A 19,419-nucleotide genomic window follows, 5' to 3' on the forward strand; every position below is an offset into this window, starting at 1 on the left:
AATAGAAGAATAACCGCCTTGGAGGACAAAATGCTAAATTTCCATCGCCTTACGCTTGAAAAAGTAGCCGCGATATTTGCAGTTTGCTTTCTGTGGCTGTCGGTTCTGAGTTTTGAAGCTCGCGCAGCGGACATAACTCCTTTCTTAGGTGACTATATCGGTTCCGCAGATGTGGTGGATGTGGACGGCACTGCGACGCCACGTGACATGAGCGTTTCGATTTTCGAAACCAGCAACGGCTTCAACGTCAGTTGGCGGACGACGACGTACAAGTTGGACGGACGTGTAAAGGAACAGAAGTTTTCGATTGATTTTGTTCCTTCAGACCGTCCGGATGTATTTTCGGCGGCGATGAAACGCAATGTATTCGGACACGAAGTCCCATTAGACCCGATGAAAGGTGAGCCGTTTGTATGGGGTCGCATCGTCGGCGACACGTTGACCGTCTTTTCGTTGTTTATCGATACGGATGGCGGCTACGAGTTACAGCAATTTGATCGTACATTGGCCGAAGGAGGCCTGAATCTTGCCTTTTCACGGTTCATTGACGGCAAAAAATCACGGTCGGTCGAGACTTTTTTGACGAAAAAGTAAACCCCGCGCCGGGCGGGGGGGGTGAGTACTATTTCCGGAAACTGTCCAGTGAAACGACATCCGCATCGTGATGTACTTCATCTTCTTCGACTTCGATCACGTCATCGATGATGTGATCTTCTTCGACTTCATCTTCCGGGCTTTCGAAGCGAAGGCCAAATTCCACTGACGGATCCACAAAAGTCTTGATCGCTGCATAGGGGACATACAGCGGTTCTGGTGCGTCCCCAAAATTCAGAGTGATGGCAAAGCCGACCTCTCCGACCTCCAGGTTCTCGAACCAGTGCTGCATGACGATCGTCATTTCTTCGGGATAGCGTTCACGCAGCCAGTCGGCGATTTCCACACCATCTTCGCGTGTGTCGAAGGTGATAAAGAAGTGATGCGCCCCGGGTAGACCGGTTTCCGAAACATCCGTAAGCACGGTTTTGATCAACCCGCGCATGGCGGTGTGCATCAGGTTTCCATAGTCGATGCCTTGCGACATGTGTGATCCTCAAAAGTGGTTATGCTCAGCATAGGGGTTTTGTTCGGAAACGAAAGGGCGGGTATAGCCGGATTGATTATAAATTGTGTGCAGCCAGCCCGGCGAAAGACATCAGAACCAGCACGGTTCCCATCCCTAATTTCAGTCGAAAAATCAAGACCCCGGCAAGGAATGTTAGGCCTAATGCGGTGAAATTCAATGCCGACATCTGTGGCGTGGGGATTGCCACAGGCCCCCATGATTTTTCAGACACTGATTCGAAAAGAACATTCAAGGCGAACCACACGGAAAGGTTGAGAATCACTCCGACGACGGCTGCGGTGATACCATGCAGGGCCGCTGACAGGCGGGGACGCGTGGCCAGGCGGTCAAGATAGGGGGCTGCCAGAAAAATCCACAGGAAGCAGGGAACAAAAGTTGCCCACAATGCTACCGCGCCAGCGGCAAGCGCCAATGTAAACCCACCGGTCAGTTGCCCGGACAGCATGGCGACAAACTGTGTAACAAGTATCAGCGGCCCCGGTGTCGTTTCAGCCAGACCGAGCCCGTCAATCATCTGGTCCGTGCTGATCCACTGGTACTGGTCAACAACCGTTTGGGTCATATAAGCCAACACGGCATATGCGCCGCCAAAGGTCACAACAGCGAGCCGGGCAAAGAACCACCCCAGATCGCTCAGCAGCTGTTGGTCAGTGAGGCTCAAAGCGAAAAGCGGACCCAGCCATAACGGCAGCCAGACAGCAACCGTTCGAAGAGAACGTGCCAGGTGCGATGTGCTGTCGGGTGTGGGCGTTTCGACGGGTCCCTTGAACGTCACATACCCCCAGAAAGCGGCGACGAAAATAATCGCCGGAAAGGGCAGGTTGAGCAGGAAAATGGACAGGAAGGACAGAACCGCGATTGTCCGATGTTCGCGATCCGTCAACGCCTTACGCGAGAGATTGCGCAGCGCCTGTAAGACGATCACGATGACAGTCGCCTTGACACCTACAAAGGCCGACTGAACCAGAGGAACATCGCCAAACGCTGAATAGAGTGCAACCAGAACCGCGATCACCAACGCGCCGGGTAACACGAACAAGCTGCCGGCAATCAGCCCTCCAGCGACGCCGCGCAGACGCCAACCTGCATAGGTTGCCAGCTGCATCGCCTCAGGGCCCGGCAGCAACATGCACAGAGACAGGGCGCGCAGGTAGGTTTGTTCATCCAACCAAGGACGACGCTCGACCAATTCCTGGTGCATCAGAGAAATCTGTGCCGCGGGCCCGCCAAAGGACAACAGTCCGATTCTGGCAAACACGCGGAACATTTCAGACAACGAAGGGGTCATAACCCAATACACGCAGTTATCCGGCGATTTCTGGAGACAGGAACTGGGACAGACAACCGGTCCATGCAATTGAGCGGCATTAGTGGCCGAAGGGGTTCAGGCAGCGGTGTCATGGCGTGGTTTCCAGGGGTTTCGGATAGATGCGAAACTTATGGCACCGCCTTGGGGGTGTTCGCAATCCGACCCCTATAGTGCTTGCTACCGTGCAAGCGCAATTGGGGTCAAGATTGCTTTGAAATCAGGCCCAGTCCAGACGCTGTCCTGTCATGCACACGGGCAGGGTGTCCGATGGAAACTGGCCCAGTTCCTCAAAAAAGGAGATGAAATCAAAGTGATTATAAGCCTCAACCATCTTATCATCTTTGAATCGAGCCATGACCTGGCCAGTTACTTGCAAAGGCGCACCATTGTCGGCCCGAAAAGTGCGCACGTGCAGAATGGCCGACACCCAGTCGCCGTTTTCGATGATCTTGGGCAACTCCACTTTGATGTCCCCAAGGATATGGCGGAATGCCGTGACCAGATCGCGGAAATCCTCTGCACCGACCTGCATTTCTGGAATCAACCCTTCAGCCATCGTTTTGGGCGCGAAGAGGTGATCAATTGCTTCGGTGTTCCCATTTTCCCAAACTTCGGAATACCATGTTCTGAGTATTTCTGAATTTGTCATCCCAGCTCTCCTGTCCAAGTGCTGGCAGGATGGCAAAAACGAGTGAACAAACTCTGAATCCGCACAGCGGCAGGTGAATAAAATCAGACATGTTAGGGATTAATGCAGGTTTCTGTTGCCAGGTACCTGCGAACCCCGCCTTACGCGGCTAGGCGCAAGGACTTAAGTTTCGGTCTTGCTACTGCTTACGCAGCAACTGCAACCGGAGCACGATTGTCGTTTGCAATTGTACTATTTTCGCCGATAACGGTGGCAGACAGCCGAGACAAAGCTAACCCCTTTAGACGTTCGTCGATCCTGTTTCGGCCCCAAAATCCCCAAACGAAGGATGGTTGGTGGAGCCGCCGGGTACCGCCCCCGGGTCCGATCCGCTTATTACGAGCGCGTTTATGTCCATAGTCCCGAAGGACACTTCTTATATAGGTGAGGTGATGGGCGGATGCAAACTCAGAATGGGTTGCGTCACACTTAATGATTACAGAATGTTAAGTCGCTTTGTTGAAGTTGGCAGCGATCAACCAGATGGCCAGAACCAATTCGATTCCCCCGAAAATAAGCGCCTTGGTCAAAGGCGGATTGTCCAATGCAACCGAGACAAACCGGCCCACAGCCGCTCCGGAATAGACAACGCCTAGCATGACGTAGGCCATTGGGTTGTTCAGCCACAGAACCACTATGCCGGTTACAACGAACAATCCACCAACTGATGCGCGTATCTCGGAGAAGCCCATGGTGCTGTTGGTGGGCGCCAGATCCAATGCCTGGGCCGTATGAGCAGGCGCCAGAAATCCGAATGCCCCGAAACCGATGGTTAGCAATGCGGCGATGACGTTCAAAGTTGCGACCATACCGGCCCCCCTGGCTCAGGCCGCATAGGCGGCGTCAAAGAAATCGCGTTCCAGTTCGACCGCGCGATGGAACAGCCGTGTGACCTCGGCCTGTTCCGAGTTACTCAATGTCGGCCAGACCTTATCCAATTGACCCCGCAGATATTCGACCACGCTTTCAAATCCTTCGCCCGCATGCAGCGTGATCCATTCGGCGAACCAGAAGGGCAGATCGTCCTTGGGAGGGTTTTCCGGGCTGGCCCAAGTCAGATAGACCCATTCGGCCACGACGAGCACCGCCAGCATGTCCTGATAACGGCCAGAGGCCACAGCTTCGGCCATCAGGCCCTGAAACGCCCGTGTAGCAGGCGCGGGCACGGTGCTTGGTTCTGTGCCCAAAGCCTCCATCGCGCGCAGGAAATAGGTGTTCTCGGGGCCAGTGATCACCGCCAGAAACTGCGCAGCTGGAACGCTGTCAGCGAGGGTCGGTGCATGCGCGATGGCACTGGCCAAAAGGCGCACGAATCCGTCCACGAATTGATAATCCTGCTGCAGGTACCAGCGCATTTTGTCCTCGGGCAGGGTGCCGTCTGCCAGTTCACGCGTGAAAGCATGCGTTGTGGCGGCCTGCCAATCGTCGATTTTACCCAGACGCAGCACATCGGTTGGGCGGGTATGGTCCTGCATTCGGAAGCTCCGTATTTGTCTTGCTGCAGACAAAGCGCGTTTCATAACAAAGTACAAGGTCAGCCAAGCGCCGACCAAAGACCAAGAGCGCCGACCAGAATGAGGCTGAGCGCCCAGATGAGTTCCAGATTGAACCAGCTGCGCGACAGAAATTGCAAACCCAGCCAGCGATAGACCGCAAATGCCAGAAGGCCCCCTCCAAGGATCATGGCCGCCGTGTGCAATGCCGCGACGCCAAGAACAAGTAGTGCGTTTGTCGACATGATCTGAGAAATTGCTTGATGCCCCATATCCAATTCGTCCACAGCACAAAGGCCCAGATAGATCGGAACCAGCATCAGGGCGGCCCCATGAGCGAGTGCCACGAGGAAAGACCATAGAGCCAGCTTGCTTGGGGGAATACGAGACAGAAAGCGGGGATGGCGGCGCGTGATTGCGATAAATAGCCCCATTCCGATGACAATCAGCGCAGCACCAATGCGGATTTCCTTCTGAAAATCGACCAGAACCGTCATGAGCGCAAAGGGCAGAAGAACGCCCAGCATAGCTACAAAATGCCCACCGGCCAAAGCCGCCAGCGCACGCCACAGCGCAGACTGACGTTGTTCCATTAATGCCGAGGATACCGCCAGTGGCCAGCCCATCCCGGGGTTGAGCCCGTGATAGGCACCGCTCAGAACAACGGCCAGCCAGAGGCCAGCCGTTGATGTCATCAGAAATTCCAACTCAGACCGACGGGTAACAGAAACTGTCGGTTGAACAATCTCCGCCCTCTAACCGGATTTGGTGGCTACGATACCCCCTTGGGAAGTCGACCCAGAATTTCGGGTCCAGCGTCAGCCCTCCGTTTTCGCCAACATCCGCCTTGACCATGGCCGCACCGCCTTCCTCGGGATAGAACTGATCGTCCCACGTGGAATAGAGCGAATTGGTCCAATAGACGCGTTTTCCATCGCGGCTGATCTCAACCATCTGGGGGCCATAACCAAAGGTCTGACCATTTGGGTGTTTGGTTTTTTTGACGATCCCTCCAATCTCAACCTTACCGGCCAAGGTGGGATTCATGGGATCAGATACATCGTATTGATGCATCTCGCCAGTTCCCCAGCAGGCCACGTACAGATATTTGTCGTCGAGGCTCAGGTCGATATCGGTGACCAGTGGCGGAACGGCAGAAAATCCCTTCAAAAGGTCAGGAAGATCATTAGGATCAGCGGGTTGCGGGTCGATAGTAATGGTCTTTTTGGCTTCGAACGTACCGTCGTCATTGCGCCACCAGGTGAAAATGGCACCCTGCAGGTTGGTCGTGTCCACGACCACACCGCAGAACCCATATTGTTTGACAGGGTCGTGGGCCGGGCGGATTTCCAGAGCCATCTGGTGGTTTTCGCCCAGATCTATGGTCTGGATGTTGGTCCGGTTGCGCAGATTCCAGAAGTGGATGCTGTGTCCATACTTGTTGGACAACAGATCTTCGGCCACGATTCCGTTTTCGAACTGGGGCGGCAAACCCCATTCAGAACTGACCATGTAATCCCGGGGCAAATTCCACCAGAAATCATAATGCTTGTCTTGCACGCCGCGTTCGATTTCATAGCGCCCGATGATGTCAAACGTTTCGCAATCCATGATGAAAATACCCGGAGGGCCATCGGTGCCGTCCTCTCCGCCGCCACCAAGGGTGCTGACATAGATGCCTTCAGGCCCGCAATGGATCGTATGAGGCCGGGAATATCCAGTCTTTGCAAAGACTTCTTCAGGCTCGATGATCTTGTGGATTTTCGCCTCAAGTGGGTTCTTCACATCAACAATGTAAATTCGGCTTGATCGAATGCCGGGGATGATCAGATAGCGCCTTTCCAGGAACGCATGACCGCTGAGCGGCGACAGGGCCGAAGAACAGGCGTTCCATCCGAAATGGTGAAACTCATCGCCTTTTTCGGGCATGATCACCTGATGCACGATCTTTCCGAAATCGTCCGAAGTAGGATCGACATTCACAACCGCCAGCCCGTCCGGTTGTGAGAAATCAGGGCTGAGCATCAGCGTGAACGCAAGCGTTTCAGCAGGGCCCTCCATCGCCAGTTTTGCGGATGGATAAAAACTAGGATCCGGTCTTTTGTTCATAACGTCCTCCCGTAAGTCATTGATCGTCAATTCGTATTGAGAGTTCCGGTCTTGGTGCCGGATGACATTCTGCCTGCTCGTTTGCCTTTCGTTCTATTCCTGCTTCAAATGCGGCCATCAGGCCGGTTTGCGTTTGCGCTCGGCCACGTCCTGGGCCAGCTGTCGTGTGTAACGCTCCAGATCAACCAACGCTGCGTCCACGGTATTCGCATTTTGCGCCTCAAGTGCGTCCACTATTCGGCCATGCAGTCCGATGATCTCCTCGCGGGACCGCGCGGTGAAAGTGATCATGTTCATCAGTGGTTGCATCGCTTCCACCGCGCCCGCCAATTGGTAAGAAAGGACCGGGTTTCCAGCCCCGTCCACCAACGCGCGGTGAAAGGTCACGTCTGATGCACAAAACGCTTCATCGGTCAGGCCCGGTTGGGACTGGCGGAAAATTTCCGCACGCATGGTCGCCAGCTGATCTGCGGTGCGTCGCTGTGCGGACAAAGGCGCACAGGCCCTTTCCAGAGCATAACGCGCTTCGCAAGCGATATCGAAGCTGACCGCATTCATCGATAGCAACAAGGTCGATGTCGTGACTTGCTGGGAATAGGCATCCTCAAAGCTCAAGCGGTTCACAAACGCGCCACCCGAAGCGCCGCGCTGTGTGCGGATCAGGGATTGCGCGGCCAGTCGCTTCAACGCTTCACGCACGGTTGGGCGAGAGACCTGGAATTGATCGGATAGCTCAGCCTCAGACGGCAAGCGCGAGTCCACGATCAACTCACCAGACACTATCGCATCCCGAATGGCTTGGGCGATCTGGGCAGACAGGTCAGCGGTTTTCCGGGGTGCGGCTTTCATCTTGAGAGGACCTTGGGCAAATTTTTATTTGTCTGACATTTAAAAGTCTGACATTTGAAAAGCAAGGGAGTTGAGTCGGGAGGCTTAGGTGAGTCGTACGTGGCTGCGCAGCGGAATGTGGCTGGGCTTTTATGTCCTGATCCTGTGGGCGTGGTGGGTCATGTTCTCGATGAGCCGGAACATGGACCTTGATTTGATCGGCCGCCCCGGGCCCATGGGGCAGGCAATGGCCGCCATGGATCCGCGCATGGATATGTACATGCCTATGGCCGAATTCGGCCCGCTGTTCTGGATGTGGGCGATCATGATGGCGGCTATGATGCTGCCGACGCTTGTACCAACCCTGCGCAGCTATGACGATCTGATCCGCAGCGCTAATGGCACCCGTGCCGGGTGGCTGGGCGTTTTGTCCGGGTATTTTGTAGTTTGGGTTGGATTTGCGGCTCTGATCACGGGGATTCAGCTGGTTTTGCTGTTTGGCGGCGTGGTCGATATGCTGGGCATTGCCAAGTCCGGTTGGTTCGCTGGCGGCTTGATGATTGCCGTGGGTGCTTTCCAATTTTCCCGTGCGAAAGAGGTCTGCCACGGCGTCTGCCATGCTCCGATGACATATTTCCTGGGGCATTGGAGAACGGGCTTTGTAGGCGGTTTGCGTATGGGGCTAGGCCTTGGTGCCTTTTGCGTCGGGTGTTGCTGGGGCTTCATGGCGCTTGGCTTTGTCGGGGGTGTCATGAGCCTGTTGTGGATGGGTCTCGCAACCCTGTTCATGGTTTTAGAAAAACTCCCCCAGATCGGGCATGCTGTGACTCGACCAATGGGGTTTGCATTGATTACGGGCGGTCTGGTCCTGCTCGTCTATCCAATAAGCTATGGAGGATAAACCAATGGCTAAAAACAGAAAACCAGAAGCCGACCGGCTGCCTATCAGCCAACGGATCGACAGCCGGATGCCCAATCCCAAGCGCCGTGAGATGAGCCCGACAGAGTGGGCTATCAAAGGTGAGTTGATCCTGAACTGCTCGTGCGATGTTTTCTGCCCGTGTGTCGTGTCGCTGGGTGCGCACCCTCCGACTGAAGGCCATTGTCATGCGTGGATGGGTATAATCGTTGATGAAGGCCATTATGAAGGCGAGGACCTTTCGGGGCTGAATGTCGGTCTGCTGGTCGATATTCCGGGCCGCATGGGTGAGGGCCAATGGAAGGTGGCCGCTTACGTTGATGAGCGCGCCAGTGGCAAAGCCTATAACGGGTTGCTGCAGATCTTCAGCGGGCAGGCGGGTGGAACTACCGGGCTGTTTACCATGTTGGTCAGCGAGATCATCGGCGCGGAACGTGCTCCGGTCCAGATTGAGCGCGACGGCACTAAACGCCGTATAATGATCGGTCGCAAGATTCAGGGCGAAATCGAGATGCTGGGCGGCAAAGACCCTGAACATCCCGTGATGGTTTCCAACTCGAAGTACTGGATGGGGCCCGACATAATCGTGGCGCGAGGCACTAAATCCAAAGTTCGCGATTATGGCCGTGTTTGGGACTTTGGCGGCAAGTCGGCCGAAATCTGCCCCATCGACTGGCATGGGCCCAAGTGATGATAACCGGCGCATACGCGCGTGAAATGGCGCACTACAATCACTGGCAAAACAAACAGTTGGCGGAGTTTCTGCAAGCGATGACCCACAAGGAGCTGATCCTTGAACGCGGGGCATTCTTCAGCTCGATCTTGGGCACGGCCAACCATTTGCTGTGGGGTGATTGGATCTGGATGTCTCGTTTTGAAAAGCGCGACGGTCCGGAAAGCAACATTCACAAGTCGGGCGGCGGTATTCATGAAAGCGTGTACCTGTGCCCGGACCTGTCCAGTTGGCTGCCACTGAGGGAAAAGATTGACGCGCGAATCCTCCAGTGGGCTGACAGTTTGGGGGATGAGCCGCTGACAAGGCCGTTCACGTGGTACTCGGCCGCGAAAGAGGCGGATATCACCCTTCCTTACGCGCGTTGCGTGATCCACTTTTTCAATCATCAGACCCATCACAGGGGACAATTGCACAAGATGCTGACCGAGGCAGGGTCTGAAGCGCCCGTCAGTGATCTAGTATTTATGCCGGAGGAGGTTTGAGTGCCGCTGATTTCCCCCTCTCGCCGTCTGCGGCGCACTCCGTTTTCTGAAGGAGTCGAAGTCGCTGGGGTAAAAGGTTATACTGTGTATAACCGTATGTTGTTGCCCACTGTTTTCGAAAGCGTCGAAGCCGATTACCGGCATCTGAAGACTCATGTTCAAGTCTGGGACGTCGCGTGTGAAAGGCAGGTCGAATTGCGCGGCCCCGATGCAGCGCGCCTGATGCAGATGCTGACTCCGCGTGATTTGCGGGGAATGTTGCCGGGGCAGTGTTTCTATGTGCCTATCGTGGATGAAACCGGAGGTATGCTGAACGATCCGGTGGCGGTGAAATTGTCGGAAGACCGTTGGTGGATTTCGATTGCTGACAGTGATCTGCTGCTTTGGGTCAAAGGGATCGCAGTCGGGTATCGTTTAGATGTGCTGGTGGATGAACCGGATGTGTCTCCGCTTGCTGTTCAGGGACCCAAGGCAGACGAGCTTATGGCGCGTGTCTTTGGGGATCGGGTGCGGGACATCCGTTTCTTTAGATTCGATATGTTCGAGTTTGAAGGGCGGGATCTTGCCGTAGCGCGGTCGGGCTATTCCAAACAGGGCGGGTTCGAGATCTATGTGGAAGGCAGCGACATCGGTATGCCTTTGTGGAACGCTCTGTTTGCAGCGGGAGAAGACTTGCAGGTGCGGGCGGGTTGTCCAAACCTGATTGAACGTATCGAGGGCGGTCTGTTGTCGTATGGCAATGATATGACCGACGACAACACACCGCATGAATGCGGGTTGGGTAAGTTCTGCAACACCCATACCGCGATCGGCTGCATCGGTCGGGATGCACTGTTGCGCGTCGCCAAAGAGGGCCCCGTGCAGCAAGTTCGACCGATTGCCATTGCCGGTGATCCGGTGCCCGGTTGCGATCGACCCTGGGGGCTGTTTGCGGACGGAAAGCGTGTAGGGCAGGTGACTTCGGCGGCCTGGTCTCCGGATTTTGAAACCAACGTCGCCATCGGTATGGTGCGCTTGAGCCATTGGGATGCTGGCACGGAACTGGACGTAGAAACACCAGATGGGATGCGTCGTGCAACCGTGCAATCGCATTTCTGGATTTAAAGGGGCTTGGGGAAGCTGCCACCGTCGCTGTGCGGCTCCCCCGAGGTATTTTTTGGGCCAGATGAAAGACTGGACCAGTCGCAGAAACACGAAAGGATTCGATGAATGTTCAATGCTCTGGTGATGGACAAGGACGAAGAGAGCGGGCTGGCGAGCGCGTCGGTCAGGCCGCTTTCGCTGGATGATCTTCCGCAGGGGGAAGTGACTGTGGCGGTTGAATATTCAACCGTGAACTACAAGGACGGGCTGTGCCTGTCTCCTAAAGGTGGCGGGTTGGTGCGGGCCTATCCGCATGTGCCCGGCATTGACTACGCGGGCACAGTCGAAGCCTCTTCGGATGATCGCTATAAACCCGGTGACAACGTCGTTCTAACCGGTTGGCGTGTGGGTGAGGCGCATTGGGGTGGCTACTCGCAAAAAGCCAACGCGCGGGCCGATTGGCTGGTGCCGCTGCCCGAAGGGCTGGACGCGCGTCAGGCCATGGCCGTGGGCACAGCAGGGCTTACCGCTATGCTGGCGGTCATGGCGCTGGAGGATCACGGGCTGACCCCGGATCGAGGCCCGGTATTGGTGACCGGAGCCGCGGGCGGCGTCGGGTCGGTGGCCACGGCCATTCTCGGCAATTTGGGGTATGAGGTTGCCGCAGTAACCGGGCGTCCCGAAACCGGTGAATACCTGAAATCCCTGGGTGCGACGACGATTGTGCCACGTGAAGAGTTGAATGAAACCACCAAACGCCCACTGGAAAGCGAAACCTGGGCCGGCTGTGTGGACGCAGTGGGCGGCGATATGTTGGCGCGTGTTCTGGGTCAGATGAAATACGGGTGTTCCGTTGCCGCAGTTGGCCTTGCCGGTGGTGCCGCATTGCCTGCGACGGTGATTCCGTTCCTGCTGCGCGGTGTGAATCTGTTGGGCATCGACAGTGTTATGCAGCCCTTTGACAACAGGGTGCGTGCGTGGAAGCGCATCGCCACGGATCTGCCGATGGACAAGCTGGAGGCAATGGTAAAACCGGCGGCACTGTCAGATCTGCCGCGACTGGGCGCAGATATTCTGAAAGGGCAGGTCAAGGGTCGCGTCGTTGTCGATGTGAACGCCTGAGGCTGAACCTTGATCCGAACCTGGCCGGACGCACTCGGCCAGGTTTGGGACGGCGAAGTTGGCACAAAATGGTCGCAACACCTCTGGCCATTGACACAATTCCCGACCATGATTGCTATACATCCCAATAACGATGGCGTAAGACCCATCCAAAGAGTACCTGAATACGGGGAGTGAGCAGCATGTCTGACGACTTCGAACTGGACACCGATGATCTGCAGCGCCGCATGGATGGCGCCATGGCCAATCTGAAAACTGAATTTGCGTCGCTGAGAACGGGGCGCGCCTCGGCTTCGATGCTTGAGCCTGTCATGGTTGATGCGTACGGCTCTATGACGCCAATCAACCAGGTAGGTACAGTGAACGTGCCCGAGCCGCGTATGGTCACTGTAAATGTCTGGGATAAGTCACTGGTTGGAAAGGTGGAAAAGGCGATTCGGGAAAGTGGCTTGGGAATCAATCCGCAGCTCAATGGCACAATCATCATGCTGCCGATCCCAGAGTTGAACGAAGAACGTCGCCGTGAACTGACCAAAGTAGCCGGTCAATATGCGGAAAGCGCGCGTATTGCGATCCGAAATGTGCGCCGCGACGGCATGGACCAGATCAAGAAGGCCAAGGCGGACGGAATGTCGGAAGATGACCAGAAGCTGTGGGAAAGTGAAGTTCAGGATCTGACAGATGAGATGATCAAGACCGTCGATACGGCGCTCGAAACCAAGCAAGCCGAAATCATGCAGGTCTGAGCAGGGCTGATGCCAAAAGATCCCCAATCCGAACCGGTTTCCGGCCCGCGCCACGTGGCTATTATCATGGATGGTAATGGCCGTTGGGCGCAGGCGCGTGGTCGTCCCAGGCTGTTCGGACATCATGCCGGTGCGCGGCGTGTTCGGGAGGTTGTCGAAGCCTGCCCGGGTCTAGGGATCAAGTATCTGACAGTGTTTGCTTTTTCGACCGAGAACTGGAAGCGGACCCAGGTCGAAGTGGCAGGTCTGATGAACCTGTTCCGGCGCTATATCATCAAGGAAACCCGGACACTTGCGGATAATGGTATCCGGGTCCGGTTTATCGGTGACCGGGTCCGGTTGGATTCGAAGCTGACCGAGTTGATGGATTCGCTGGAAGAAGAAACCAAAAACAACGATCTTGTTCATTTGACGGTCGCGCTGAACTACGGGGGGCGCGATGAGGTTGCGCGTGCCACCAAACGTTTAGCGCGGGATGTGGCTGAGGGAAGGCTGAAACCCGAAGAGGTGGATGAAGAAACCTTGCCTAAGTATTTGGATACACGTGTTCTTCCAGATCCGGATCTGGTGATCCGGACCAGCGGAGAGGCGCGGATTTCAAACTTTCTTCTGTGGCAATCGGCTTACTCGGAATATGAATTCATCGATACACTCTGGCCGGATTTCACTGCTGCTGAACTGGCCCGCTTGTGCCAGAATTACGGCTCAAGAGACCGGCGGTTCGGAGCGGTTCTGGCATGAGTGAAGGCCGATGGTCTGACCTGACAACACGGGTCCTTTCTGCTGCAGTTCTGGTCGTAATCGGATCAATCGAAGTCTGGCTTGGCGGTTTGTGGTTCGAAACTTTCATTGCTGCAGCCTGTGGCCTGATGACGTGGGAACTGGTTCGGATGATCGACCCGCAGAGCCGGGGCGTGGCCGTGCAGTTGGGGATTCTGACAAGCGCCGCTGTTGTTCTCAGCTATCATCTACCACCGGTTTACACTTTACCGGTCGTGCTTGCACCGGCGCTCGTAGGGGTGGGGCAGGTCAGTCGTTCGAAGGTTCTGTTTGGCCTGTTTGCCGTCTGGATTGTCGGGGCTGGTCTTGGCTTTATCTCGATCCGGGAAAATTCCGGGTTTGGCTGGATGGTTTGGCTGATCGCAGTCGTGGTTGCCACGGATGTTGCGGGCTATTTCGTGGGCAAAGCGGTTGGCGGACCGAAGTTCTGGCCCAAAGTCAGTCCGAAAAAGACATGGTCGGGAACGGCCGGTGGATGGGCTGCCGCTGCGTGTGTAGGCGCTGTGTTTGCAAGCCAGGCCGGGTTCGGATTCGCTTTCGTCGCTGTTTCGGTTTTGGCTTCAATGGCCAGTCAGGCTGGTGATATTGTCGAAAGCGCGGTCAAACGTAAGTTTGGGGTCAAGGACAGTTCGAACCTGATCCCGGGGCATGGAGGCTTTCTTGACCGGTTTGATGGCATGATGGGCGCCGCGCTGTTTGTTCTGATCGCAGGGCTGATTTATTCGCCGGGTGAAATGTAATGCGAAGGGTTTCTATTTTTGGGGCCACAGGATCGATTGGGCAGAATACGATCGATCTGATTGCACGCGCGCCGTCTGAGTATGACGTTGTGGCGCTGACAGGTGGCGCCAATATTCAAAAGCTTGCGGATGATGCGCGCCGGCTGGGCGCTGATCTGGCTGTCACGGCTCATGAAAACCGACTGGACGATCTGAGATCTGCCTTGGCGGGCAGTGGCGTTGAGGCCGCCGCTGGCGCTAAAGCTATTGAAGAAGCTGCTGCACGGCCCGTGGATTGGGTCATGTCGGCCATTGTCGGGTCAGCGGGGCTGGCTCCGGGCATCGAAGCCTTGCGGCAGGGGGCGACGCTGGCTCTGGCCAACAAAGAGACGCTGGTTTGCGCCGGATCATTGGTTCTGGAAACGGCCAAACGGCATGGCGCGCGGTTGCTGCCTGTCGACAGCGAGCATTCGGCGGTGTTTCAGGCTTTGGTCGGTGAGGACATCGAAACGGTCGAGCGTGTGATTATCACGGCCAGCGGTGGCGCGTTCCGTGATTGGCCTCTGCGTGACCTGGCTAACGCGACTGTTGAACAAGCCTCGAGCCACCCGAATTGGGATATGGGGCAGCGTATCACAATCGACAGCGCATCTATGTTCAACAAGGCACTGGAAGTCATAGAAACAAAAGAGTACTTTGGTGTTACCTTGGATCAGATCGAAGTTCTGGTTCACCCGGAATCCATTGTGCATGCTTTGGTCGGTTACCGGGATGGCGCTGTTATGGCCCATATGGGGTCACCGGATATGCGCCACGCAATTGGATATGCGCTGCATTGGCCTGAAAGACGCGAACTGCCGATTCAAAGGCTTGATCTGGCGAAACTGGGGCAATTGCGTTTCAATGAACCAGATTTGGCGCGCTATCCCGCACTAAAGCTTGCTTGGGACGTGATGGAACGTGGTGGTCTTGCGGGGGCTGTCTTCAACGCCGCCAAAGAACGCGCGCTCGACCATTTTATTGCACGCCGGATCGGGTTTCTGGATATGGCTGACGCTGTCGCCGCTGTTCTGGACAGGTTTGACGCGTCAGACAACCTTATAGATGCCCCGATGACCCTTGATAACGTACAGCAAACCGACCATCTGGCACGTCAATGGGTCGATAACACTGTGGTGGAACGAGCAGGATAAAATTTTGGACGTACTTTCCCTAATCCCGCAATTTGGCAATCTTCTCTGGACGATTGTTGCGTTTGTCATCGCGTTGTCGGTTATCGTCGCGGTGCACGAATATGGCCACTACATTGTGGGACGCTGGTCCGGTATCCATGCCGAGGTCTTTTCGATCGGTTTCGGTCCGGTTCTCTGGAGCCGTTTGGACAAGCGTGGAACCAGGTGGCAGATCGCGTTGCTGCCGTTTGGGGGGTACGTAAAGTTCCTTGGCGACGCCAACGCCGCATCGGGCAAGGACGAAGAAGCGATGGAAGGCATCGCAACACAAAGCCCGGAACAGCTGCGCCGAACCATGCACGGCGCTCCTTTGTGGGCGCGGGCCGCAACGGTCGCGGCTGGGCCAATCTTCAATTTTGCCATGTCTATTGTGGTCTTTGGCCTGATCTTCTGGTCACAAGGGGTATCGAGAGAGCCGCTGACAGTAGGCTCGTTGCAGCCATTGCCGGGCACTCAGCAGGAGTTGAGGGAAGGCGATGTGATCACGGCCATCGCTGGCATTCCAACGCCGGACTATGATGAAGAAGGGGACTGGCAGGACTTCATTGCTGCTCTGCCGGTCGAGCCGGTTCTGGACTATACGGTGATCCGGGACGGTAAAACCCTGGATGTTCAGGCACCCTGGATGTTCCCGCCACTGATCCGTCAGGTGGCCCCACGCAGTGCGGCCATGGATATTGATCTTAAACAAGGGGATGTCATCACCTCGGTGAATGGTGAGCCGATCTTTGCGTTCGACCAGTTAAAGGACTTTGTCGAAGGGTCTGACGGCCGGGTCCTGCTGCTGGAAGTCTGGCGGGACGGAACTGAACTGGAATTCGCATTGGCACCACGGCGCACGGATGAACCGCAGCCGGAAGGGGGGTTTGTCACGCATTGGCGGATTGGAATCATCGGGGGTATGATGCTGGAACCGGCAACCGAACCGGCTGGTATTCTGGATTCACTGACGGGTGGTGTCAGACAGACGGGTCGCATCATCGAAGGCTCCCTGTCAGGCATGTGGCACATGGTGACGGGTGCGATCAGTACCTGCAACATCTCGGGGCCGATCGGAATTGCCGAAACCTCGGGTGCAATGGCCAGCCAGGGGGCGCAGAACTTCATCTTCTTCATCGCGGTGCTGTCGACAGCGGTCGGATTGTTGAACCTGTTTCCGATCCCGGCACTGGATGGCGGGCATCTTGTGTTCTATGCCTATGAAGCCATCGCCGGAAAACCACCCAGCGACGGAGCCCTGCGAGTGCTTATGGGGGTAGGGATCACCCTTATCCTGACCCTTATGCTGTTCTCAGTGAGTAACGACCTGTTCTGTTGATTGTGGCGCGTAACGCTAATTTGAGCCGCAATATTGCCTCAATCTGGCGTTACTCTTTGTTGCGTCCGAGGGAATAGTCATGACCACTACGCTGAAAAAATCGTACCAGAGCTTTAGCTTCCTGTTCGTGTTGAATTGGGATGTTCTGCTGAGCTTTGCGGTCACGGCATTGGCGATGGCAGGCGCCGCCTATTTGGCGACTATGTGATTCTAACTGAAATCGACATCCAAGAATAGCAAAGCAGTCTGCCTGATTGCTTTGATTTCGCCTTTTGACAAGCTCATTCAATCCCGCTACTCAGCATTAAAGTCTAAAAATTCTGGGTAGAGCACAAAATGACTGACAGGCGAGGGGCGGGCACATCCTGCGGGGAGCAAATGCCGACAAACAATATTTTGTGGCAGGCGCTAACGGTTTTTTTCCTTTTTGTTGCAGCGAGCTTAATGACTTTTCCGCATGCGGCACAGGCGCAGAACTTTACGATCAATTCGTTTGACGTTGAGGGCAATCGCCGGATCGAAACCGGTACAATCATCGCTCGGACAGGAATCGAACCGGGCCAGACTGTAACGGCAGGTCAGCTCAACGATGCCTATCAGCGTTTGCTTGACAGTGGTGTATTTGAAACAGTCGAACTGACGCCACGCGGCTCTACGCTGGTCATCGAAGTTCAGGAATACCCGACGATCAACCAGATCAGCATCGAGGGCAACGCCCGTGTCAAAGACGACGTTCTACTGGACGTTATCGAATCTCAGCCGCGCCGCGTCTTTACCCCGCAGGTGGCCGAGGCTGACGCTGATATGATCGCTGAAGTGTATTCGGCTCAGGGCCGTGTTGCCGCGACTGTGATCCCGCGGATCATTCGCCGCAGCGACAACCGGGTCGATCTGGTTTTTGAAGTGGCTGAAGGCACAACCATTGAAGTGGAACGTGTCAGCTTTGTCGGTAACCGCGCATATTCGGATCGTCGTTTGCGCCGGGTTCTGGAAACCAAGCAGGCGACATTCCTGCGGACATTTTTCCGAAACGACACGTTTATCGGCGACCGCATCGAGTTCGATAAACAGGTCATTCGCGATTTCTACCTGTCGCGAGGCTATGTCGACTTCCGCGTGAACAGCGCCAACGTCGAGTTTACCCGCGAACGGGATGCGTTTTTCCTGGTGATGAATGTAACGGAAGGTCAGAAATTCTCGTTCGGGAAGATCACGACAGTCAGCGAAATCCCGGGCGTGGATGCTGCGCCTTATCAGGACGCGCTGAAGATCAAACCCGGCGTGACCTATACGCCAACGCTGGTTGAAAACTCGATTGCCCGGCAGGAACGTCTGGGTCTGAAGCAAGGCGTGGATTTCCTGCGGGTCGAACCGCGCGTCACGCGCAACGACCGTGATCTGACTTTGGATGTCGAATTTGTCCTGACAAAAGGCCCGCGCATCTTTGTTGAGCGGATCGATATCGAAGGCAATACAACCACTCTGGACCGCGTGATCCGCCGTCAGTTTGACACTGTCGAAGGTGACCCATTCAACCCACGTGAAATCCGCCAGGCTGCGGAACGGATCAATGCCCTGGGATTCTTCGCCGTCGCAGAAGTTGAACCACGCGAAGGGTCGTCGCCCAGCCAGGTCATTCTGGATGTGGACGTCGAAGAACAGCCGACCGGCTCGCTGAGCCTAGGCGGCAGCTACTCGGTCACGGACGGTTTCGGAATTGCTATTGGTTTGAACGAAGCCAACTTCCTGGGTCGTGGTCAGAACCTCGGTGTGGCGATCTCTACCGCGCAGGATTCGGAACAGTACACAATTAATTTCACCGAACCCTATCTTCTGGGCCGCAAGCTGCGCTTTGACCTTGGTTTGGGTTTGGCGGCTACCAATTCCGGGTTCGCAAGTTACGACACCAGCAGGTTGTTCTTTACGCCGCAACTGACCTACGCGGTCGGTGAACTGTCGTCTCTTCGGGTCCGCTATAACTGGGATCGCAGCGAGATGACCCAGCAGAACAACGAGGCCAACGGTGCTGTGATTGCTTCTGAAATCGCACAAGGTGAACGGTCGACCAGCTCATTGGGTCTGTCCTACATCTATGACAGCCGTCGCGGCGGTCTGGACCCGAATTCCGGCGTATTGTTTGAAGTTGGTGTCGATGCTGCGGGTCTGGGTGGTGACAACAAGTACTTCAAGACCACAGCGCGTGGTATCGCGCAAACCCGGGTCTGGAACGAAGAGGTTGTCTTGCGCGCAACCCTGGAATTGGGTGCCCTGAACTGGACAGGCAATGATTTCAGCCGGGCTATTGACCGGTTTGTGTTGGGTCCCAACACTTTCCGCGGTTTTGAACCTGCTGGTCTTGGCCCGCGTGATTTGTCCAACGGCCAGGATGATGCCATCGGCGGAAACTACTACTGGGTTGCCCGGTTCGAAACCGACTTCCCGTTGGGATTGCCCGAAGAACTGGGGCTGCGGGGCGGACTGTTCTACGATGTTGGCAACCTCTACAACATCAACGATGTGAACACGGCCGGTGCGAACATCGTTGGTGCCGATGGATCCGTTCGCCACGTTGTTGGTGTGTCGGTTCTGTGGGAAACACCGTTCGGACCTTTGCAGTTCAATTTCTCGAAAGCCTTGAAAAAAGAAGACTTCGACAAGGAACAGAACTTTGACCTGACCATCCAGGCTCGGTTCTGATCCGCGATGCTGAACGGATTACTTATCAGAACACG

At 55.6% G+C, this 19,419-nt stretch carries 21 protein-coding genes and 1 other RNA gene; 13 read left to right on the forward strand and 9 right to left on the reverse strand.

What is annotated here, in order from left to right:
* The first annotated feature begins 18 nt into the window (after positions 1-18).
* A complete protein-coding gene (locus tag ACR0K5_RS06165) occupies positions 19-594 on the forward strand; it encodes a hypothetical protein (protein ID WP_480628838.1) in 576 nt (191 codons plus the stop codon).
* A gap of 28 nt (positions 595-622) precedes the next feature.
* Here ACR0K5_RS06165 and ACR0K5_RS06170 read toward each other — a convergent pair whose 3' ends face one another.
* The 9 genes from ACR0K5_RS06170 to ACR0K5_RS06210 all read right to left on the reverse strand — a co-directional run bounded on the left by ACR0K5_RS06170 (position 623) and on the right by ACR0K5_RS06210 (position 7,571).
* The gene (locus tag ACR0K5_RS06170; RefSeq protein WP_480628839.1) at positions 623-1,081 is read right to left on the reverse strand and encodes an SspB family protein; all 459 of its coding nucleotides are present in this window, start codon (positions 1,079-1,081) and stop codon (positions 623-625) included.
* Positions 1,082-1,157: 76 nt separating this feature from the next.
* The gene (chrA, locus tag ACR0K5_RS06175; protein WP_480628840.1) at positions 1,158-2,411 is read right to left on the reverse strand and encodes a chromate efflux transporter; all 1,254 of its coding nucleotides are present in this window, start codon (positions 2,409-2,411) and stop codon (positions 1,158-1,160) included.
* Positions 2,412-2,649: 238 nt separating this feature from the next.
* Positions 2,650-3,081: an ester cyclase gene (locus ACR0K5_RS06180; RefSeq protein ID WP_480628841.1), complete on the reverse strand. Its 432-nt coding sequence runs from the start codon at positions 3,079-3,081 to the stop codon at positions 2,650-2,652.
* Positions 3,082-3,182: 101 nt separating this feature from the next.
* Positions 3,183-3,530, reverse strand: a transfer-messenger RNA (tmRNA) gene (gene ssrA / locus ACR0K5_RS06185).
* Between the two features lie 36 nt (positions 3,531-3,566).
* A complete protein-coding gene (locus ACR0K5_RS06190; RefSeq protein WP_480628842.1) occupies positions 3,567-3,929 on the reverse strand; it encodes a DUF4345 family protein in 363 nt (120 codons plus the stop codon).
* A 15-nt stretch (positions 3,930-3,944) separates the two neighbouring features.
* The gene (locus tag ACR0K5_RS06195; protein ID WP_480628843.1) at positions 3,945-4,595 is read right to left on the reverse strand and encodes a TenA family protein; all 651 of its coding nucleotides are present in this window, start codon (positions 4,593-4,595) and stop codon (positions 3,945-3,947) included.
* Positions 4,596-4,654: 59 nt separating this feature from the next.
* Positions 4,655-5,308: a hypothetical protein gene (locus ACR0K5_RS06200; protein WP_480628844.1), complete on the reverse strand. Its 654-nt coding sequence runs from the start codon at positions 5,306-5,308 to the stop codon at positions 4,655-4,657.
* A gap of 13 nt (positions 5,309-5,321) precedes the next feature.
* On the reverse strand, positions 5,322-6,722 hold the full coding sequence (locus ACR0K5_RS06205; RefSeq protein WP_480628845.1) for a selenium-binding protein SBP56-related protein: 1,401 nt from the start codon (positions 6,720-6,722) through the stop codon (positions 5,322-5,324).
* 117 nt (positions 6,723-6,839) lie between these two features.
* Positions 6,840-7,571 (reverse strand): FadR/GntR family transcriptional regulator, encoded by a 732-nt coding sequence (locus ACR0K5_RS06210; RefSeq protein ID WP_480628846.1) that lies wholly within the window; start codon positions 7,569-7,571, stop codon positions 6,840-6,842.
* A gap of 115 nt (positions 7,572-7,686) precedes the next feature.
* Here ACR0K5_RS06210 and ACR0K5_RS06215 point away from each other — a divergent pair, with 115 nt between their 5' ends.
* The 12 genes from ACR0K5_RS06215 to bamA all read left to right on the forward strand — a co-directional run bounded on the left by ACR0K5_RS06215 (position 7,687) and on the right by bamA (position 19,384).
* The gene (locus ACR0K5_RS06215; RefSeq protein WP_480629355.1) at positions 7,687-8,451 is read left to right on the forward strand and encodes a DUF2182 domain-containing protein; all 765 of its coding nucleotides are present in this window, start codon (positions 7,687-7,689) and stop codon (positions 8,449-8,451) included.
* A gap of 4 nt (positions 8,452-8,455) precedes the next feature.
* Positions 8,456-9,160, forward strand: a complete 705-nt coding sequence (locus tag ACR0K5_RS06220; RefSeq protein WP_480628847.1) for a DUF1326 domain-containing protein — start codon at positions 8,456-8,458, stop codon at positions 9,158-9,160.
* Positions 9,160-9,687: a DinB family protein gene (locus tag ACR0K5_RS06225; RefSeq protein ID WP_480628848.1), complete on the forward strand. Its 528-nt coding sequence runs from the start codon at positions 9,160-9,162 to the stop codon at positions 9,685-9,687. The genes ACR0K5_RS06220 and ACR0K5_RS06225 overlap by 1 nt, the downstream gene beginning before the upstream one ends.
* On the forward strand, positions 9,688-10,791 hold the full coding sequence (locus tag ACR0K5_RS06230) for a dimethylsulfoniopropionate demethylase (RefSeq protein WP_480628849.1): 1,104 nt from the start codon (positions 9,688-9,690) through the stop codon (positions 10,789-10,791).
* Between the two features lie 105 nt (positions 10,792-10,896).
* Complete coding sequence (acuI, locus tag ACR0K5_RS06235; RefSeq protein ID WP_480628850.1) at positions 10,897-11,892, forward strand: acryloyl-CoA reductase; 996 nt, start codon at positions 10,897-10,899, stop codon at positions 11,890-11,892.
* Positions 11,893-12,074: 182 nt separating this feature from the next.
* Positions 12,075-12,638, forward strand: a complete 564-nt coding sequence (gene frr, locus ACR0K5_RS06240) for a ribosome recycling factor (RefSeq protein ID WP_480628851.1) — start codon at positions 12,075-12,077, stop codon at positions 12,636-12,638.
* A 9-nt stretch (positions 12,639-12,647) separates the two neighbouring features.
* The gene (locus ACR0K5_RS06245) at positions 12,648-13,379 is read left to right on the forward strand and encodes an isoprenyl transferase (protein WP_480628852.1); all 732 of its coding nucleotides are present in this window, start codon (positions 12,648-12,650) and stop codon (positions 13,377-13,379) included.
* A complete protein-coding gene (locus ACR0K5_RS06250) occupies positions 13,376-14,158 on the forward strand; it encodes a phosphatidate cytidylyltransferase (RefSeq protein WP_480628853.1) in 783 nt (260 codons plus the stop codon). The genes ACR0K5_RS06245 and ACR0K5_RS06250 overlap by 4 nt, the downstream gene beginning before the upstream one ends.
* Positions 14,158-15,330, forward strand: coding sequence for a 1-deoxy-D-xylulose-5-phosphate reductoisomerase (gene dxr / locus ACR0K5_RS06255; RefSeq protein WP_480628854.1), 1,173 nt, complete (start codon positions 14,158-14,160; stop codon positions 15,328-15,330). Before ACR0K5_RS06250 ends, dxr begins: the two co-directional genes overlap by 1 nt.
* Before the next feature lie 4 nt (positions 15,331-15,334).
* Positions 15,335-16,687 carry an RIP metalloprotease RseP gene (gene rseP / locus ACR0K5_RS06260; RefSeq protein ID WP_480628855.1) on the forward strand — a complete coding sequence of 451 codons (1,353 nt, stop codon included), beginning with the start codon at positions 15,335-15,337 and terminating at the stop codon, positions 16,685-16,687.
* Positions 16,688-16,766: 79 nt separating this feature from the next.
* Positions 16,767-16,895, forward strand: coding sequence for a hypothetical protein (locus tag ACR0K5_RS06265; protein WP_480628856.1), 129 nt, complete (start codon positions 16,767-16,769; stop codon positions 16,893-16,895).
* Between the two features lie 128 nt (positions 16,896-17,023).
* Entirely contained in the window at positions 17,024-19,384 is a 2,361-nt protein-coding gene (gene bamA / locus ACR0K5_RS06270) for an outer membrane protein assembly factor BamA (protein WP_480628857.1), read from the forward strand.
* The last annotated feature ends 35 nt before the right edge of the window (positions 19,385-19,419 follow it).

The sequence above is a fragment of the Ruegeria sp. AB9 genome (assembly GCF_056542585.1).

What these genes read in the sequence shown, in the direction of transcription:
- ACR0K5_RS06170 (WP_480628839.1), bottom strand. Translation starts at nt 1,081, where the DNA reads ATGTCGCAAGGCATCGACTATGGAAACCTGATGCACACCGCCATGCGC.
- chrA (WP_480628840.1), bottom strand. Translation starts at nt 2,411, where the DNA reads ATGACCCCTTCGTTGTCTGAAATGTTCCGCGTGTTTGCCAGAATCGGA.
- ACR0K5_RS06180 (WP_480628841.1), bottom strand. Translation starts at nt 3,081, where the DNA reads ATGACAAATTCAGAAATACTCAGAACATGGTATTCCGAAGTTTGGGAA.
- ACR0K5_RS06190 (WP_480628842.1), bottom strand. Translation starts at nt 3,929, where the DNA reads ATGGTCGCAACTTTGAACGTCATCGCCGCATTGCTAACCATCGGTTTC.
- ACR0K5_RS06195 (WP_480628843.1), bottom strand. Translation starts at nt 4,595, where the DNA reads ATGCAGGACCATACCCGCCCAACCGATGTGCTGCGTCTGGGTAAAATC.
- ACR0K5_RS06200 (WP_480628844.1), bottom strand. Translation starts at nt 5,308, where the DNA reads ATGACATCAACGGCTGGCCTCTGGCTGGCCGTTGTTCTGAGCGGTGCC.
- ACR0K5_RS06205 (WP_480628845.1), bottom strand. Translation starts at nt 6,722, where the DNA reads ATGAACAAAAGACCGGATCCTAGTTTTTATCCATCCGCAAAACTGGCG.
- ACR0K5_RS06210 (WP_480628846.1), bottom strand. Translation starts at nt 7,571, where the DNA reads ATGAAAGCCGCACCCCGGAAAACCGCTGACCTGTCTGCCCAGATCGCC.
- ACR0K5_RS06215 (WP_480629355.1), top strand. Translation starts at nt 7,687, where the DNA reads ATGTGGCTGGGCTTTTATGTCCTGATCCTGTGGGCGTGGTGGGTCATG.
- ACR0K5_RS06220 (WP_480628847.1), top strand. Translation starts at nt 8,456, where the DNA reads ATGGCTAAAAACAGAAAACCAGAAGCCGACCGGCTGCCTATCAGCCAA.
- ACR0K5_RS06225 (WP_480628848.1), top strand. Translation starts at nt 9,160, where the DNA reads ATGATAACCGGCGCATACGCGCGTGAAATGGCGCACTACAATCACTGG.
- acuI (WP_480628850.1), top strand. Translation starts at nt 10,897, where the DNA reads ATGTTCAATGCTCTGGTGATGGACAAGGACGAAGAGAGCGGGCTGGCG.
- frr (WP_480628851.1), top strand. Translation starts at nt 12,075, where the DNA reads ATGTCTGACGACTTCGAACTGGACACCGATGATCTGCAGCGCCGCATG.
- ACR0K5_RS06245 (WP_480628852.1), top strand. Translation starts at nt 12,648, where the DNA reads ATGCCAAAAGATCCCCAATCCGAACCGGTTTCCGGCCCGCGCCACGTG.
- ACR0K5_RS06250 (WP_480628853.1), top strand. Translation starts at nt 13,376, where the DNA reads ATGAGTGAAGGCCGATGGTCTGACCTGACAACACGGGTCCTTTCTGCT.
- dxr (WP_480628854.1), top strand. Translation starts at nt 14,158, where the DNA reads ATGCGAAGGGTTTCTATTTTTGGGGCCACAGGATCGATTGGGCAGAAT.
- ACR0K5_RS06265 (WP_480628856.1), top strand. Translation starts at nt 16,767, where the DNA reads ATGACCACTACGCTGAAAAAATCGTACCAGAGCTTTAGCTTCCTGTTC.
- bamA (WP_480628857.1), top strand. Translation starts at nt 17,024, where the DNA reads ATGACTGACAGGCGAGGGGCGGGCACATCCTGCGGGGAGCAAATGCCG.